The sequence below is a fragment of the Bradyrhizobium sp. CCBAU 45389 genome (assembly GCF_028128625.1).
Taxonomy (GTDB): Bacteria; Pseudomonadota; Alphaproteobacteria; order Rhizobiales; family Xanthobacteraceae; genus Bradyrhizobium; species Bradyrhizobium liaoningense_B.
This window is the reverse complement of sequence record NZ_LBIY01000099.1, coordinates 23,364-39,277: the sequence shown is the minus strand read 5'-3', so window position 1 is coordinate 39,277 and position 15,914 is coordinate 23,364. Positions and strand designations below refer to the sequence as shown.

The window sequence follows — 15,914 nt, the reverse complement described above, 5'->3', positions numbered from 1 at the left end:
CTATGACGTAAAGAGAACTCTGTAGGACCAAGAATGATGTCGAGAAGCGAATATCTTTCCGCGCGGGAGCGCATGCTCACGCGCATTGCACAGACCCGGGACGCTGCACGCTCTGGCCTACCACACTGGGCGAGCACCGTGGACGGAACCTGGACGTTCACGCCCGACGGTGATTGGACTGGCGGAGCGTTCGTCGGTGAGCTCTGGCTTGCGCATCTCGCTGACCCGAGGCGGTTCTCAATCGAGGATGCGCATGCCGCGCTAAGTCGGATGTTGCCACGTGCCGAGCGGCTTACGGCCTTCAAGGGTTTCGGCTTCTATCATGCCGGCGCCCTCGGCAGCATTCTTTTTGCGGATGAAACCGCGCGCGCGGCGGCTATGACAGCAGCAAGGTCGCTCCGGGACATGTTTGATCCACGCCTCGGACTGATACCGTTGGGCGGGGATGCCGAGGAGGCAAGCGCAGTCGGAGCCTCCGAGAGCAGCATCGACTCGCTCCAGGCGATGGGCCTGCTCTATTGGGCCGCAGACGAGCTTGCCGATGCCCGGATGGAGGAGGTTGCCAATGCGCATATGCGGCGCGTCCTGGAGATCCACGTGCGGCCGGATAATTCGGTCATCCAGTCCTCCACGCTCGACCCGCACACCGGAAAGGTTCTCAGAACACACACGCACAAGGGATATAGCGATATCAGCACCTGGGGCCGGGCGCAGGGATGGGCGATGCTCTACACCGCTCACGCGGCCATGGTTCGCCCGAAAGAGCCGTTATGGCGCGATTACGCGGTGCGGGTTCTTGGCTGGTGGATCGACCATGTCCCTGCCGACCTCATTGCCTACTGGGATTTCGACGACCCGGCGATCCCCAACACCAGCAGGGATACTGCGGCCACTGCTATCGCCGCTGCCTCGGCGTTGCGGCTCGCATCCGCACTTGGTCCTGAGGAGGGCGCCAAGTATCGAGTGTTTGCAGAGCGCACAGTAACGCAGCTGTTGAAATACCTGACACCGACTGTTCCCGAAGACCGGCGCCCGCCCGGAATCCTCACCGGCGGCTGCTTCACCCGAAAGGCGATCGTGCGCGATATCGATGCGGCGGAGAATGTCGAGCTGATCTTCGGAAGCTATTTCCTGTTTGAATGTCTTGCCATCCTGACGGGGCTGCTCCCATCTGGGCGGATCTAGGAGCGATGAGCGAAACGTCCGGTCGCGATCGGCAGCATCTTCGAGCAGTCTTGCTCGGACGCCACGCCGCTCAATTTGTTCAGTAGGTTCGGCACTATCTGCTGCACTCCTTCAATGTTTCCGATCGACTGATCGAGCTCGAAAGCAACTGACTGCCTTCTGTTTGGAATCCTCTGCATGAGAAATGCGAAAACTCCCGTCTATCGCGGCCTGTTCCCGGTCGCTCCGACGCCCTTTACGAAATCCGGAGATCTCGATCTGGAAGGGCAGCGGCGCGTGCTGGATTGCATGATCGATCAAGGCGTCGACGGGATCTGCATTCTGGCCAATTATTCCGAGCAGTTCCTGCTGTCGGATCAGGAGCGCGATATTCTGGTCGATCTTTGCCTCTCGCATGTCGCGGGCCGCAAGCCCGTCATGGTGACCTGCAGCCATTTCAGTACGCAGATCGCGGCGCAACGCGCCCGCTATGCGGCCGAACGTGGCGCAAGCCTCCTCATGCTGATGCCGCCTTATCATGGCGCAAGCCTCAAGGCGGATGAAAGCGCCATGATCGCGCATTTCGGCCGCGTCGCGGACGCGGCCGGGATTCCAATCATGGTCCAGGACGCGCCGCTCTCCGGCGTTACATTGACGGTCCCTTTTCTCGTCCGGCTTGCTTGCGAGGTGCCGCTCGCCAGATATTTCAAGATCGAGGTCCCGTTTGCGGCTGCCAAGCTGCGCAGCCTGATCGAGCTCGGCGGTGAGGCCATCATCGGTCCATTTGACGGGGAAGAAGCCATCACCATGATGGCAGACCTCGATGCCGGTGCGACCGGAACGATGTCGAGCGCGCTGCTGCCCGATCTGCTTCGCCCCGTGCTCGATCATCACAAAGCGGCACGTAGGCAGGAAGCCGCTCTTGCGTATGCAAGGGTGCTGCCCCTCATCAATTTCGAGAACCGCCAGTGCGGCCTGCGCGCAGCCAAGAGCGTGATGGCTGAAGGTGGTGTGATCAAATGCGAGGCCGTGCGCCATCCGCTCGAGCAGCTCCATCCGGCGACGAGAGCTGGATTGATGGAGCTTGCGCATGAGCTCAACCCGCTGGCTCTTCACTGGGGACATTGAGGCATGAAGAATCGGGAACAAGCGCTGCAGACACAACCTGTGTACCCCCAGATCAAGATGTTCATTGCCGGGGAATGGACGGAAGGGCGGGCGGATCGCTCTGAAGAGATCCTCAATCCCGCGACCGGACAGCCCATTGGCGAGACTCCTTATGCGTCCCGCGTCGATCTTGATCGCGCCCTCGCGGCCGCCGCGGAGGGCTTCGAGATCTGGAGAAAGGTATCGGCCTTCGACCGGTACAGGATGATGCGCAAGGCCGCCGATCTCATACGCTCGCGCGCAGCCGACATCGCGTCGATCATGACGCTCGAACAGGGTAAACCGCTGAGCGAGTCGAGCGCTGAAACGCTCCTCGCCGCCGATATCATCGACTGGCTCGCCGAGGAGGGGCGCCGAGCTTATGGGCGGATCGTACCGGCGCGCTTTGGCAATGTTGCCCAGCTGGTGACCAAGGAGCCGGTCGGGCCGGTTGCGGCATTTACGCCGTGGAATTTTCCGATCAATCAGGCCGTGCGGAAGATCTCCGCAAGCCTTGCAGCCGGCTGCTCCATCATCGTCAAGGGACCTGAAGAGACGCCGGCGAGCTGCATGGAGCTGGTTCGTAGCTTCGCGGATGCGGGCTTGCCGGCCGGCGTCGTCAATCTCGTTTTCGGCGTTCCGTCCGAAGTGTCAGACTATCTTATCCGCCATCCCATCATCCGCAAAGTATCCTTCACCGGCTCGACCGTGGTCGGAAAGCATCCGCAGCCCTTGCCGGCGCCCATATGAAGCGCGCTACCATGGAGCTTGGCGGGCACGCGCCTGCCATTGTTTTCGCGGATGCCGATGTCGGGAAAGCCGCCAAAATCCTCTCGGCGAACAAGTTCCGTAACGCCGGCCAGGTCTGCGTCTCGCCGACGCGTTTTCTGGTGCATGAGAGTATCTATGAAGAGTTCGTCGACAGGTTTGTTGCCGAGGCCAGCGCGATCAAGGTTGGCAATGGCCTCGAAAGGGATAGCCGGATGGGACCGCTCGCCAACTGGCGGCGGGTCGACGCAATGGAAAACCTTGTCGCGGACGCTCTTGGTCGCGGCGCACAGTTGCGCATCGGCGGCAAGCGTATCGGCAATGCGGGATACTTCTTCGAGCCGACGGTCCTGACCGATGTTCCACTCCAAGCGCGCATCATGAATGAAGAGCCGTTCGGCCCCGTCGCCCCGATCGCGCGGTTTAAAACCTATGACGAGGTTGTCACGGAGGCCAATCGACTGCCTTACGGGCTCGCCGCCTACGCCTCCACGCGATGCGCCGCTACGATGGCCGCGATCGGGGCCGATCTTCAATGCGGCATGGTGTCGATCAATCATCATGGGCTTGGGCTTCCCGAAGTGCCTTTCGGAGGAACGAAGGAGTCGGGGTTCGGTTCGGAAGGTGGCCTCGAGGCAATCGAGGGCTATCTTCACACCAAATTTGTGAGCCAGGCGAGCTAAAACCGGAATACCAGACGCCAAACCGGCGGAGAGCGACTTCGTTCGACAGTGTCGCCGGATCGCCTCGAGCGCTCCGCCCCTTCTCCGCTGGCAGGCCGGTAAGTCTGCCGTCTCCCAAGACTTGAGCCGCTGTTGGAGAAATCCGGCAGCGATCCTTTTCTTTGCTGGACTGACACCTTCTTCTCCATTCAGGCGGGAGCAGAACGAGATACTTTGCCCAGAAAATCAGCCCGTCGTGGACAACAGTTACGTGTGCAGGAGCGCTCAAATATTCGCGCCAATGATAGCCGGCGAGCAACCACCAATACCGGCGTTTCTGTTGCAAGCGTAACGCGTTCGAATCCGCCTTGCCTGGAATGTGCTGCCGGAGGTCTTCAAGCGCGGGCAGCTCTAAGTCGAGCCGAACAAGGAGGCAAGGAAGCACCCGTGAGCGATGTGAGCTATTCGTTGCTTCCCGTCCGCGTGCCGCCCCACCAGCACCGGTTTGGATTACTCGCCAAACGCGTTACGGGTTCGAGCACGCGCTTCATGATCGCTAAACCACCGCCTGCAATCGCGAGCGCCCTGGCTCAGTCCGGTGCGCTGCACCTCCTGACACCGCCGCCGGATTCGCTTGTGCTGAGGCCTAATGTCATACTCATCGAACACGCGGCGGCACGCGCCGAAACACGGACACCAAGGCACGCGGAAAGATGGCCCCGTTGACTTATACCAAGCCGTTTACGATCGCCAAATGTGGCAGGGTCAGTTCACCTTTGCCTGCGACAACCGCGAGGTTGAATTCCTGCGCGGCAGCATCCAGGACCGACACGGAAACGGCTCTCTCGCGCGCTAGGCGCACAGCACACTCGATATCCTTTGCAGCATTTGCAATCGAGATGGCGAGTGCATCTGGTTTTTCGCCTAACAAAAAGGCGGCGAAAGCTTGGAATATTCCACTGTTAGTCGAGCCGCGACCGACCAAAGAGCGTAGCGTCACAAGATCTATCTCTAGACTATCCGCGAACTGACAGACCTCAGCGGCGACGGCAGCTATGCCCATCGTCATGCTGTTGTAAACAAGCTTGAGCTTGTGGCCGTCTCCGACATCTCCAACATGCAGAACGGTCTCGCAAAACGCAGCAAGAACGCGTTCGGCGACGGGAAAGAGTGTTGCATCCGACCCAACCATCGCGTTGAGAAGGCCCAGCTCTGCTTGCTCGGGGCTCCGTGTTACCGGAGCATCAACAAAGTTTATACCCCGGCTTCGCGCCTTTCTCGCCAATGCAATGGTCGAGGTAGGATACGAGGTCGTGCAATCAATTATCAGACCTCCTCGGCACATGTGAACAAACAGTCCATCGTGATCGAGGCACACCGTCTCGACTTCGCGGCTGGACGGTAGGGATAACACCACGACACTTACGTGCTGCGCCAATTCAGCGATCGATGTATGCTCGCGGGCCCCTCCACCTGTCAGGCGATCAGCACCGAATCGGTTCTTGTTGACTTTGATGTGGAGCTCGCTTTGGCGACGCAACAGGCTAATGCCTATACCTGTTCCCATGCGCCCCGCTCCGATAAGCCCTACGCTCTGCTTGATCGCTTTGGGAGCCGCGTTGGCTGATGATCGCTTGCTCATGATTTAGCATTCCGAAAAGAAGCCATGCTTTTGTAGGATAGGCAACAGCTCGTGATGGTTGTTGATCGTGTAATCTGGATGCGCGGCTTGCAGGCGCGACGCCGAAACAAAACCTCCGGTAATGGATATGCTTGTCAGCCCGAGATTACGCGCAATATCAGTCTCGACGGGCATATCGCCTATGATGAAGGTTGACGACGGATTCAGGCTGTACTTGTGCATATAAAGGCGAAGCCGCTCTCCTTTGCTCATCGATTTGTATTGGGTGGCGCGGCTTTCAAAGGCGATCACATCGGTGATGTAGTCATCCACGCCAAGTCTCCTCAGCTGGGACTGTAGAGGCGCGACTATGTGGTTGCTGACGATGATGAGTGGAGCGGATTCTCGGCGCGCCAACTCGAACACTCTGCGAGCGCCCTCACGTAAATCGGCTTTATCGGCAAGAGGCTCGTACGTGTCATGAAACAGTGCGCCCTCGTCACGCTCTATTGCCTCAATCTCCTCCTGCGACATTCCAAGGCTATGAAAGAGACGAGAGAGGGGAACATCACAATGCTCTCGTAAGGTGTCTATATTGATGCGCGGACGACCAAAGCGGTTCAAAATTGCGTTGGTCGTATCGAGCAGCGCGTACGTGTCATCCAGCAGTGTTCCGTTCCAGTCGAATACGAGAGCGGGTTTCATGATCCTGACCTCAGACGGGGATTGACGGAAAGAGCGGCCAGCAACGCGTCCAAGCTTCTGTCCGCGCGCTGCCGTCCAGCGGGAGTTGGCATCTCGAATGTGAAGGGTGACAAATCGATGCTGTCTAGCCTGTCAGCCAATATGGATACTAGGGCGCGGAAGGGCAGATAAGTTACCGTCGCTGCTTGGATCGCTCTCGCAATGTTGGTTTCAATGGTTCTGAGGGCTGGCAAGTCCATCCTGTGGAAGCGAAGGCACTGGGCGCGCAGTTCAGGCGGAAGTCGCTTCAATGCCTGCCAGAATGCGAGCTCATCTGGCGTGTCAATACCCATGCCGTAGTAATTTGGGGCAACTATAGGCGGCGAACCAATCGCCCAATGTACGGCTTTGGCTCCAGCGGCAAGAAGCATGGTTGTGACGGCTTGGCTGGTATCGCCTCGAATGAGTGCCTCGTCAACAACGACGATGGCTCGTCCAGCGACGCCAGCTTCCGACACTCGATACTTTTGAGCAATGCGAGATTGGCGGCCCCTGGGTCTGCCCAGCAGTGTTCGCTCAAGAAATTGCGTTGCCACTACGTCGCCACGCTCGGCACGCACGCCCTGTTCGGCGAGAGAGTCAAACAGACCATCGGCGTACGGCCCTCCAGTATTTGGCATGGAGGACACGATTGGCGGCATCAAGAGTGCCTCTGTTTGAACTCGCTCGGCAACAATTCTCCCCAAGGCGAGCCCGATGTTGTAACGGGTTTGGAGATGTGAATGGCCCTCGACCGAGGTGTTCGGACTTCCCAAATATAGAGTTTCGTAGGCGCAGAGTTTGGCTTTATATCGTCGGCTGTTCAGGGCATGGTCAACGCTGCCGCCTGTCTTGGCGTCCACGCGCCGTATGCTCCCCGGCAAGAGCTGCTGGGTCTTACCTTCCGAGCCAGCGAAGGCACAATTTTCAGAAGCAAAGAGCAACAATCCATTGTTCGTCGACATAGTCTCCAATGGGCGCAAACCGCTTCGATTGCGGTATGCAACAAGATCTCCGTTCTTATCTAGCAAAAGCGCGCTAATGGCGCCGTCTATACGATCATCCAGCTCGCGAAAGATGGCTTCGTAGTTTGCGGGCAAGCCGTGACGCCAATATTCTCGTTTGCAAGATCGTTCAATCCACCTCAGCAAGAGCTCGGCGTCAGTGTTGGTGTCTATCAGTTGGCCTTGAGCGATTAGTTCGCTTCTGAGTTCATGAGCGTTGACCAAGGCGCCATCCAGAGAAATTGCAAAATGGCGGCTAGTGCCTGCAGCGGCGGGAATTGACTGCACATCGTCGTCACCCCCACGTCCACAGGATCTGCTACGGATCTGCGCGATCGCAACATGAGGCCGAAAGCGCGACTCCTGTTCGATGCGGTCAATGCGTACTGAACTATCGGCCGATTGAAATGCCCTTCCATATCGGATCCCACGCTTTTTCATGAAAGCAGCGACTAGGACGCCTGCTTGCCCACGGAGTGCAAGTGTCGGAATCATTTTCTTCAGCTGATCAACAACACGCGGCGATGGTTCGTTTGGAGATCCGTGCGCTCGAGGCGCACGGCGCGGGCGCAAGCTATCGCGTTATCGCCGAACTACTGTCCGGCAAAAAGCGTATCCCGATCGCGCCTGGAAGACGCATGATCTGCGCAATCGAACGATCCGCTTCGTGCAAGGCGGCCTCACGTTGATGCGCGGTGGTTACCGCAAAAAATCCTGCGGCCTGGGCGCAGGGACGGGTAGCGTCGTTCCCCAGGGTGCCGAAAACCGTTCCCTCCATATTCGGCATCCCTCTCCGAAGTCTTGCTCCTCCATGATGACCGCACACACGCCGGCCTAGCCAAGCGTAGTGCGTCGTCTTCTTGGAGTTCTCAAATGCCCGATCCGATGGCCGGTGTTCCCCCGCGATTCCTGCGTACACCTGAGGCCGCGCGCTATCTTGGCCTGTCCGGTCGCACGCTGGAGAAGCACCGCACGTACGGTACCGGACCAACATATCGGAAGATTGGCGGACGTGTCGTCTACGCCGTCGATGACCTGAAAGCGTGGGCCGACCGCGGCGCCAGGACGTCGACGTCCGATCCCGGCAAGGGGACCGTGCTGCCCGCCAAAAAGCATCCGGCCCTGCGTCCCTATGCAGGTCAGGAACGTCGCTGATAGCCGCGTGAGAGCAGTGACTATGCGGCGCAAACTTCATTCCGAGCGCGACCAGCTTGAGCTCTTTCGGGCGCTACCCGGCGATCTTGCGCCCCGCGACGCGCAAGATCTGATGGCCTATCCGTTCTTCTCGCTCGCAAAAACGAAGCGGATCGTGCCGATCGATTTCCGCGCGGGTGCGATCGCAATTCGGGTCGAAGCAGTGCCGGAACACGGCATGGCGACCATTTGGGATGCAGACGTTCTGATCTGGGCTGCGTCCCAGATCGTCGAAGCGCGTGACGCCGGCTTGAAGACGTCGCGCCTGATGGCCGCAACGCCTTATGAGATTCTGACGTTTGTCGGCCGCGGCACCAGTGCACGCGACTACGATCGGCTGAAGGCGGGCCTCGACAGACTCCAGTCAACGACCGTGATGACGTCGATCCGCCAACCGACAGAACGGCGACGGCATCGCTTCTCGTGGATCAACGAGTGGAAGGAGACGGCCGATGCAAATGGCCGCCCATTCGGGCTCGAGCTGATCCTGCCGGATTGGTTCTATGCAGGGGTCATCGATGACGCGCTCGTGCTGACGATTGACCGCGCCTATTTCGATCTGACGGGTGGGCTCGAGCGCTGGCTTTATCGTCTTGTGCGAAAGCACGGCGGCCGACAGGACAGCGGCTGGAGCTTTGATCTTCTGCACCTCCATGCCAAGTCCGGCATCCTCTCGCCGCTCAAACACTTTGCTTACGACATCCGTCAGATCGTCCAGCGCCAGACGTTGCCCGGCTATCAGCTCGTTCTTATGCGCGATCCTGATGGCACCGAGCGGCTGAACTTCACGCCTATGCCTGTTGATCCCTTAACGGCACGCCTGCGCCGCCGCGGTCTCATTCCAAATTTGGAGGACAACCTGTGAATCAGCTCGTGCTATCGGGGACCGCAACCCTCGTGCTATCGGGGACCCGATCCTCGTGCTATCGGGGACCGGAATCGAGCTTAACAGCTTGTTTCTCCGTGCTTTCCAGCCGCTCTAACTTTACTAACCAGAAATCCTTCGGATTTCTTCTAACGGACCAAGCCGCAAAGCGCATGGGAGGTGGCCGGCAAAGTCGGCCCGTCCGTCCTGCTGGCGTTCGCAAGCCGTACACGCACTTCCCCGCCGCCAAAGCGAACGGCTCCCAGTTAGAGCGTGGGGGAGCCACGGCATGAGCGATCTGACCGAAGTAGAAGTGCTGTGGCTCGAAAAACGTATCGAAAATCTCATTCGGTTCGGTCGTATCGTCAAGGAACGGCAGCTTGATCGCCATCGGCGCCTCCTGTCGTTTGCGCCCGGCAGCATCTTTGCCTTCGTCCGATGGACCTCGAACGACTTTGGGGCAATCATTTCGCGGATCGACATCTTGCGCGCAGTCGCGCCGGGACAACGCTGCTCGACCGTCCCTTATGTGACACCCGGCGGAGAGATTTTGCTGCGTCTGTCCGGCTGGCCGAAAGTCGAGCGAGTGCTGCAAATGGCCGATGCCGTTGAGGCGCTCGGCATCGATCCAGCTGACGTCGCGCCTGATCATTGGCATCACGTTCATAACCGCCTGTCCGTCAACGAAAACCCGCGCCCGTATACTAAGGCGCGCCATCAGGCCTGGCTACACCGCCAAAAGGTGATGCGATGACGGGCCGCCTGAAGACGCTGACTGCGACGTTTGGGGCGGCTACTGCGCTCGTCGTGACGATCGTCCTGGAGCCGCTTCCGCTTTACATCTGGAACGCATCGGCAAGCGTGCCGATCGGTCTCTACCGCCTCCGACCTGCGGACCAATTCCAAGTCACTGAATTGGTCGCCGTGCGGCCGCCGGAGCCGCTTGCGACTTTCCTTGACCTTAACGGTTATCTGCCCATTGGCGTTCCCATGCTGAAGCGCGTGCTCGCACTTCCGGGGCAGAGTGTTTGCAGAACCGGCCTCATGATTTCGGTCGACGACGTCGCGGTGGGCGAGGCGAAGGATCATGACGGACGAGGCAGGCCGCTGCCGAAATGGCAGGGCTGCCGCGTCGTCGGTGACGGCGAGCTGTTTCTGATGAACTGGCAGTCGGACAACTCTCTTGACGGCCGGTATTTTGGATTTCTTCCGGCATCTAGCGTGATCGGCCGCGCGATGCCGGTGTGGACGTGGGAGGAGTGATCGTGCGTATTCGACGTGTTCTCCTCGCCATTCCCTTGTTCGATCGGTCGCGGGATCATTCCCCCGTCGCGAGCGATTTCTGCAAGGCTGGCGCGAGCCCGACAGCGTGCTTGGGTCGGTTGGGCACGCGCGTTTGTGCTGTGGTGCCCCTTATGTTTCTTCTGACCACGTCCGACAGTGCTGCTTTGGCCCAGAGCACATCAGCTGGACGACGGGCCATCGGTCAGACAGTTAATTCGTTTGAGAGCTTCATCACTGAAGCCTCACAACGCTTTGCGATTGCGCCGATCTGGATTCGGGCAGTTCAAAGCGTCGAGAGTGCTGGTGACGTGCACGCCAGATCGCCACAAGGCGCAATGGGCCTGATGCAAATCATGCCGGCGACCTGGGCGGAGCTTCGCGAGCGCTACAATCTCGGGAACGATCCCTACGACCCGCACGACAACATTCTGGCCGGCACGGCGTACTTGCGCGAACTGCTCGACCGGTATGGCTCGCCTGGCGTGTTTGCCGCGTACAACGCGGGACCATCTCGCTATGAAGAGCATCTCGCAGGCGGCTCTCTGCCAGAGGAGACGCGAGCATACGTCGCAAAGCTTGCAAATCTGCTTGCCATCGAACTGCCGCCGAAGTGGATGTCCAGCGGACGGTCATCAGCAGTTGCGACGCTATTCGTTAAGCGATCCGATCTCATGAAAACGCGCGATCGGTTGCTTGCGCTCATGCCGCCGGGCGGTGTGACGACCGCAATCTCGGCGTCCGGTGTTTCACCCATGGTTCCCCGGCCTAGTGGCGTGTTCGTCCCTCGATCGGATTCGGGACAATCGCAATGACCAAGTGTGCGGGTTCGCAAGCCTTGGCGTGCTTCACCGAGCGAGTGTCACGTGCTCATGGCGTATGGGCGATGCCTTCGGCCCGCGCTCTACTCGTCGCTTCGCTCCTCACCGAGCCACCCTTCGGGTGTCTCGGCCCTTCGGGTAACGATCGCTATCGCAAGCGCTCGGAAGCAGTCGGGGCTTCGCGAGTTGGCTGCCAAGTCGCGGCGGCTCTGTCGGGAACCCGCGACCGGGAGACCACGACGGCAGGACGGCGAGATAAAAGGGGCTCGCCGGTCGAACCGCAAGCCATTGGCATGGCTTGGGTTCTGGCGTGCCGGTCAGTCGGGGCGCGTGCCGCGCCTTGCATTTTGTTTAATGCAATCAAAGGCGTTTTCGGCACCGTGCGCGCTTTTGATCGTTGGGAGGCCCTGCCGTGAGCGTGGGCGACAGCGACCTGCGTGTTCGGCCTGGGCGCATCCGCAGCACTCGCTCGCCTAAGCCGAAGAGCTTCATCAACCAGGTGCTGCGGGCGGCGAAGAAAGCAGGACACACCTCGGGTCAGACCGGGACCGGCAGGCGTTTGGCGGCCTATGGGCGCTCGACGTTTGGCCGCGGGCGCCTCGCATTTAGCCGCAGCCGATTGTTCAGCCCGACGCGGCGCGTCGTGGTGAAGGCGCGTGTGGTTCGTCACAAAGGGCGAGCCTTCCGTTCAGCGCCACTGACCGCCCACCTCTCATATTTGAAGCGCGACGGCGTGACCCGGAGCGGCGAGCGGGCCGAGATGTTCGATGCTGGCAGCGACCGCGCCGACAGCGCGGCTTTCGCGGACCGGTCCAAGGACGACCGGCATCATTTCAGGTTCATCGTCTCGCCTGAGGATGCGGCGGACATGACTGACCTGAAAGCCTTCACGCGCGATCTCGCCAGACAGATGGAGAGTGATCTCGGCACGCGGCTCGATTGGATGGCTGTCGATCACTGGAATACCGACAACCCTCATGTTCATCTTCTCGTTCGGGGAATAGATGAGGACGGGACGGATCTCGTGATCTCCCGTGACTACATCAGCCGAGGCCTGCGCGCGCGCGCCGAGGAATTGGTCGCCATTGAACTCGGTCCAAAACCGGAGCACGAAATCCGCAATTCGCTGGAGAGCGAAGTCACGGCGGAACGATGGACGCGGCTCGATCGGGAGATCCGGCTGGCGGCCGATGAGACCGGCCATATCGATCTACGTCCCGAAAATCCCGGCAGGCCCGATCCCGAGATCCGGCGCCTGATGGTCGGTCGCCTCCAACACCTGGAGAAGATGGGCCTTGCCGCATCCGCCGCACCAGGGGAATGGATGGTTGGGCTTGAGGCCGAGCGTAGCTTGCGCGACCTCGGTATGCGCGGTGACATTATCAAGACGATGCACCGCGCCTTCACAGAGCGTGGAGAAGTCCGCGGCGTTGCCGATTTCATCATCGAGGGAGGGCAGCCGACGTCCCAGATCATCGGACGGCTGGTCGACCGTGGACTGCATGACGAACTGACCGGAGAGGCCTATGCCCTGATCGACGGAACAGACGGGCGGGCGCACCATGTGCGCTTTCGAGGCTTAGAGGCTTTCGAACATGCACCGCCGGCCGGCGGCATCGTCGAGGTCCGACGCTTGGGTCAAGCAGGCGGTCCGCGACCGATCTTGGTGCTCGCGACCCGTTCCGATCTCGATCTCGGTGGGCAGGTCACCGCAAAAGGGGCCACCTGGCTCGACCACAGGCTGGTCGAACGCGACCCGATACCGCTCGCCATGGGTGGATTTGGCCGCGGGACCCGCGACGCCATGGAAGCCCGTACCGAGCATCTGATCCAGGAGGGCCTGGCACGGCGGCAGGGCCAACGGATCATCCTGCAGCGCGATCTCCTGGACACGTTGCGCAGACGCGAACTGGACGAGGTGGCAGCAAAGGTCTCGGCTGACACCGGCCTGCCTCGCGTGAATGCCGCCTCCGGGGAGCATGTGGCGGGCACGTATCGCCAGCGCCTGACGCTCGCCTCGGGACGCTTCGCCATGATCGATAATGGGCTCGGGTTCCAGCTCGTGCCCTGGTCGCGCGAACTCGAAAAGAGGCTCGGCCAACACGTCACCGGCGTCGTGAAGGACGGCGGCGGCATCGAATGGGGCTTTGGTCGGAAGCGCGACCTCGGCCTCTAGCTATCTCGCCAATTCAGTTGCAGAAGGGCGCTCAGAATGTCCGGAACCAAAATCCTCTGGGGACAGGTGATCGTTGTCGGCCTGATCGTTTTGCTGGCCATCTGGGGAGCAACCGAGTGGACGGCCTGGCGACTTGCCTACCAGCCCGAGCTTGGACGGCCTTGGTTCGAACTGTGGGGCTTCAAAGTCTATTATCCACCGATCTTCTTCTGGTGGTGGTTCGTCTTTGATGCCTATGCCCCGCAGGTCTTTGTCGAGGGGGCCTTCATTGCGGCGTCGGGGACTTTCGTTTCGATCGCGGCGGCGATCGGCATGTCGGTGTGGCGGGCGCGCGAAGCCAAGAACGTTGAGACCTATGGTTCGGCGCGCTGGGCTGGCGCGGAAGAGGCTCGAGCGGCCGGACTTCTCGGTCGGGATGGTGTGGTGCTGGGCAAGCTCGATCGCGACTACCTCCGCCATGACGGGCCGGAGCACGTGTTGTGTTTTGCTCCCACCCGGTCCGGCAAGGGTGTCGGACTCGTCGTTCCCTCGTTGTTGGCATGGCCGGGCTCGGCTATCGTGCACGATATCAAGGGTGAGAACTGGCAGCTGACCGCGGGTTTCCGCTCGTGGCATGGCCGCGTCCTGTTGTTCGACCCGACCAACCCGGAATCCTCGGCTTACAATCCGCTGCTCGAGGTCCGGCGCGGGGAATGGGAGGTTCGCGACGTCCAAAACGTGGCCGACGTCCTGGTCGACCCTGAAGGCTCCCTCGACAAGCGGAACCATTGGGAGAAGACTAGTCATTCGCTCCTGGTCGGCGCCATCCTCCATGTCCTCTATGCCGAGGCAAACAAGACTTTGGCCGGGGTCGCCGCCTTCTTGTCCGATCCGAAGCGGCCGATCGAGGCGACGCTGAAGGCGATGATGACAACGCCGCATCTTGGCGAGCAGGGCGCCCATCCCGTGGTCGCCTCGACCGCGCGCGAACTCCTCAACAAATCCGAGAATGAACGTTCCGGTGTTCTGTCCACCGCGATGTCGTTCCTCGGACTTTACCGCGATCCCGTCGTGGCCCAGGTGACCTGCCGCTGCGACTGGCGGATCGCCGACCTGATCGCAGATAGCCGCCCGACGACACTTTATCTCGTGGTGCCGCCCTCCGATATCTCGCGCACCAAACCGTTGATCCGCCTGGTACTGAACCAGATCGGCCGGCGCCTGGGGCACCTAATGGTTTCGCGGCAGGAGACGGCAAGGCCGCTCTTGACCCCAGGTGAGGTCATGCAGCTTCCGCCGATGGATGAGATCGTCATGGTGGCGGGGACGGCGCCGATCCGGGCGAAGAAGGTCCGCTACTACGAGGATCGGCGATTCACAGAGCGGGTACTGCCGCCGCCTGATCCGGCGACGGCTGGCCAGTCATCGCGAACGGACGGATGGTCAACGTTCGGAGCGTCAAAGCCGGCGGGGAGTCCAACTGAAAAAGCCGCGAAGGCCGAGCAGGACACGGCGAATAGCGGACTCCGTCGTGAGCCCGAACTCCCCGATCACGTCGCGATCGCCAAGGAAACGAGCGAGCCAACGCCAGCCGAGGAATTTTCCGCCGTGCTTGACGATGACGAGGACGCGGTCCGCCAGTCCCGGCTTATACGTCAACAGATGCGCGGTGTCGCCCGTCAAGTCGCCATGGATCCGAATGACGGTATGGAGCTCTGAGGCATATGCGCGACCGGATGAACGTCTACTTCCCACCAGAGCTTCTGAAACAGATCTCGGAGCTCGCCGATCGCAAGAAGCTTTCCCGGTCTGCCATTGTGGAAGCTGCGGTCGCCTCCTTTCTTTCACCCGACGGAGTGGACAGGCGGGAGGCAGCGTTTACCCGTCGCCTGGATCGGCTTTCCCGTCAAGTGCAGAGGCTGGAGCGCGACGTTGGTTTGACGGCGGAGACCCTGGCTCTTTTCATCCGCTTCTGGCTAACGATCACGCCACCATTGCCAAACGAGGCGCAGGCGGCCGCACAGGCCAAGGGCAGGGAGCGCTTTGAAGGCTTTGTCGAAACGCTCGGGCGTCGGCTTCAAAAGGGACAAGGCTTCTTGCGCGAGATTCCTGAAGATATCCTCCGTGAGAAACCGGCCGGCGAAACGTGACCGAGCATCCCGGGTATGTTATCACGCGCCTTCCCTTCTTTTCCACACCAACCTGCGACCACAGGAACCGGGCGTAGCTGGCAATGAGCTCGACGCGCTATCGGCTCGAACAATCCGTGCTTTGGTCGCCAATCAGCTCGGTTTTGGTGCTGCTGTTCCTGGGGTGCCTGCCTAAGTCTGTTTGCCGATGTTTCGTGGCTGCTCAATCCCTGCCGGCATTTTGTCGGAGCATTATTGCGCCCGTCGCGCGCCCAAGTGTCGCGGTCGAGCTGCGTCTGCGCGACAAAAATCATTAGACAAACTCCAGATCACAATTTAGAATTGTAGTAAACGATCGCATATTGGACGGGCTAACTCCTG

The 15,914-nt window shown here is 60.3% G+C and carries 15 protein-coding genes and 1 pseudogene; 13 read left to right on the top strand and 3 right to left on the bottom strand.

Annotated features, from left to right (window positions below; translation table 11 throughout):
* Nucleotides 1-33: 33 nt before the first annotated feature.
* The 3 genes and pseudogenes from XH79_RS39375 to XH79_RS39365 all read left to right on the top strand — a co-directional run bounded on the left by XH79_RS39375 (nt 34) and on the right by XH79_RS39365 (nt 3,761).
* Nucleotides 34-1,185 (top strand): hypothetical protein, encoded by a 1,152-nt coding sequence (locus tag XH79_RS39375; protein ID WP_271585199.1) that lies wholly within the window; start codon nt 34-36, stop codon nt 1,183-1,185.
* A 177-nt stretch (nt 1,186-1,362) separates the two neighbouring features.
* Nucleotides 1,363-2,292, top strand: coding sequence for a dihydrodipicolinate synthase family protein (locus tag XH79_RS39370; RefSeq protein WP_271530746.1), 930 nt, complete (start codon nt 1,363-1,365; stop codon nt 2,290-2,292).
* A gap of 3 nt (nt 2,293-2,295) precedes the next feature.
* Nucleotides 2,296-3,761 (top strand): annotated as a pseudogene (locus tag XH79_RS39365) (NAD-dependent succinate-semialdehyde dehydrogenase).
* Nucleotides 3,762-4,467: 706 nt separating this feature from the next.
* Here XH79_RS39365 and XH79_RS39360 read toward each other — a convergent pair.
* From XH79_RS39360 to XH79_RS39350, 3 genes are read right to left on the bottom strand one after another with little or no spacing between them, the layout of a single operon-like run.
* Nucleotides 4,468-5,382, bottom strand: a complete 915-nt coding sequence (locus XH79_RS39360; protein WP_128948349.1) for an NAD(P)-dependent oxidoreductase — start codon at nt 5,380-5,382, stop codon at nt 4,468-4,470.
* Between the two features lie 3 nt (nt 5,383-5,385).
* Nucleotides 5,386-6,066, bottom strand: coding sequence for an HAD family hydrolase (locus XH79_RS39355; RefSeq protein WP_128948350.1), 681 nt, complete (start codon nt 6,064-6,066; stop codon nt 5,386-5,388).
* A complete protein-coding gene (locus tag XH79_RS39350) occupies nt 6,063-7,529 on the bottom strand; it encodes a hypothetical protein (RefSeq protein ID WP_271585198.1) in 1,467 nt (488 codons plus the stop codon). The genes XH79_RS39355 and XH79_RS39350 overlap by 4 nt, the downstream gene beginning before the upstream one ends.
* 41 nt (nt 7,530-7,570) lie before the next feature.
* Between XH79_RS39350 and XH79_RS39345 the strand changes: the two genes are divergently transcribed.
* The 10 genes from XH79_RS39345 (at nt 7,571) to XH79_RS39305 (ending at nt 15,554) form a co-directional block, all read left to right on the top strand.
* Nucleotides 7,571-7,777, top strand: a complete 207-nt coding sequence (locus XH79_RS39345; protein ID WP_271585197.1) for a hypothetical protein — start codon at nt 7,571-7,573, stop codon at nt 7,775-7,777.
* Nucleotides 7,732-7,926, top strand: a complete 195-nt coding sequence (locus XH79_RS43360; RefSeq protein WP_442870032.1) for a hypothetical protein — start codon at nt 7,732-7,734, stop codon at nt 7,924-7,926. Before XH79_RS39345 ends, XH79_RS43360 begins: the two co-directional genes overlap by 46 nt.
* A 35-nt stretch (nt 7,927-7,961) precedes the next feature.
* Nucleotides 7,962-8,243 (top strand): helix-turn-helix transcriptional regulator, encoded by a 282-nt coding sequence (locus XH79_RS39340; RefSeq protein WP_128948359.1) that lies wholly within the window; start codon nt 7,962-7,964, stop codon nt 8,241-8,243.
* 22 nt (nt 8,244-8,265) lie between these two features.
* Nucleotides 8,266-9,147, top strand: coding sequence for a replication initiator protein A (locus tag XH79_RS39335; protein WP_128948360.1), 882 nt, complete (start codon nt 8,266-8,268; stop codon nt 9,145-9,147).
* Nucleotides 9,148-9,436: 289 nt separating this feature from the next.
* Entirely contained in the window at nt 9,437-9,901 is a 465-nt protein-coding gene (locus XH79_RS39330) for a DUF2840 domain-containing protein (RefSeq protein WP_128948361.1), read from the top strand.
* Nucleotides 9,898-10,410 carry a S26 family signal peptidase gene (locus XH79_RS39325; RefSeq protein ID WP_128948362.1) on the top strand — a complete coding sequence of 171 codons (513 nt, stop codon included), beginning with the start codon at nt 9,898-9,900 and terminating at the stop codon, nt 10,408-10,410. The genes XH79_RS39330 and XH79_RS39325 overlap by 4 nt, the downstream gene beginning before the upstream one ends.
* Nucleotides 10,411-10,562: 152 nt before the next feature.
* Nucleotides 10,563-11,243 (top strand): lytic transglycosylase domain-containing protein, encoded by a 681-nt coding sequence (locus tag XH79_RS39320; RefSeq protein WP_333921845.1) that lies wholly within the window; start codon nt 10,563-10,565, stop codon nt 11,241-11,243.
* Nucleotides 11,244-11,661: 418 nt separating this feature from the next.
* On the top strand, nt 11,662-13,425 hold the full coding sequence (locus XH79_RS39315; RefSeq protein ID WP_128948363.1) for a relaxase/mobilization nuclease domain-containing protein: 1,764 nt from the start codon (nt 11,662-11,664) through the stop codon (nt 13,423-13,425).
* A gap of 36 nt (nt 13,426-13,461) precedes the next feature.
* On the top strand, nt 13,462-15,123 hold the full coding sequence (gene traG, locus XH79_RS39310) for an IncP-type conjugal transfer protein TraG (protein WP_271585196.1): 1,662 nt from the start codon (nt 13,462-13,464) through the stop codon (nt 15,121-15,123).
* Between the two features lie 5 nt (nt 15,124-15,128).
* Complete coding sequence (locus XH79_RS39305; RefSeq protein WP_128948365.1) at nt 15,129-15,554, top strand: CopG family transcriptional regulator; 426 nt, start codon at nt 15,129-15,131, stop codon at nt 15,552-15,554.
* Nucleotides 15,555-15,914: the final 360 nt, after the last annotated feature.

Bases quoted from the DNA above. Each gene is read 5' to 3' on its own strand.
- XH79_RS39375 (WP_271585199.1), top strand. From the start codon at position 34: ATGATGTCGAGAAGCGAATATCTTTCCGCGCGGGAGCGCATGCTCACG.
- XH79_RS39370 (WP_271530746.1), top strand. From the start codon at position 1,363: ATGAGAAATGCGAAAACTCCCGTCTATCGCGGCCTGTTCCCGGTCGCT.
- XH79_RS39360 (WP_128948349.1), bottom strand. From the start codon at position 5,382: ATGAGCAAGCGATCATCAGCCAACGCGGCTCCCAAAGCGATCAAGCAG.
- XH79_RS39355 (WP_128948350.1), bottom strand. From the start codon at position 6,066: ATGAAACCCGCTCTCGTATTCGACTGGAACGGAACACTGCTGGATGAC.
- XH79_RS39350 (WP_271585198.1), bottom strand. From the start codon at position 7,529: ATGAAAAAGCGTGGGATCCGATATGGAAGGGCATTTCAATCGGCCGAT.
- XH79_RS39340 (WP_128948359.1), top strand. From the start codon at position 7,962: ATGCCCGATCCGATGGCCGGTGTTCCCCCGCGATTCCTGCGTACACCT.
- XH79_RS39335 (WP_128948360.1), top strand. From the start codon at position 8,266: ATGCGGCGCAAACTTCATTCCGAGCGCGACCAGCTTGAGCTCTTTCGG.
- XH79_RS39330 (WP_128948361.1), top strand. From the start codon at position 9,437: ATGAGCGATCTGACCGAAGTAGAAGTGCTGTGGCTCGAAAAACGTATC.
- XH79_RS39325 (WP_128948362.1), top strand. From the start codon at position 9,898: ATGACGGGCCGCCTGAAGACGCTGACTGCGACGTTTGGGGCGGCTACT.
- XH79_RS39320 (WP_333921845.1), top strand. From the start codon at position 10,563: ATGTTTCTTCTGACCACGTCCGACAGTGCTGCTTTGGCCCAGAGCACA.
- traG (WP_271585196.1), top strand. From the start codon at position 13,462: ATGTCCGGAACCAAAATCCTCTGGGGACAGGTGATCGTTGTCGGCCTG.
- XH79_RS39305 (WP_128948365.1), top strand. From the start codon at position 15,129: ATGCGCGACCGGATGAACGTCTACTTCCCACCAGAGCTTCTGAAACAG.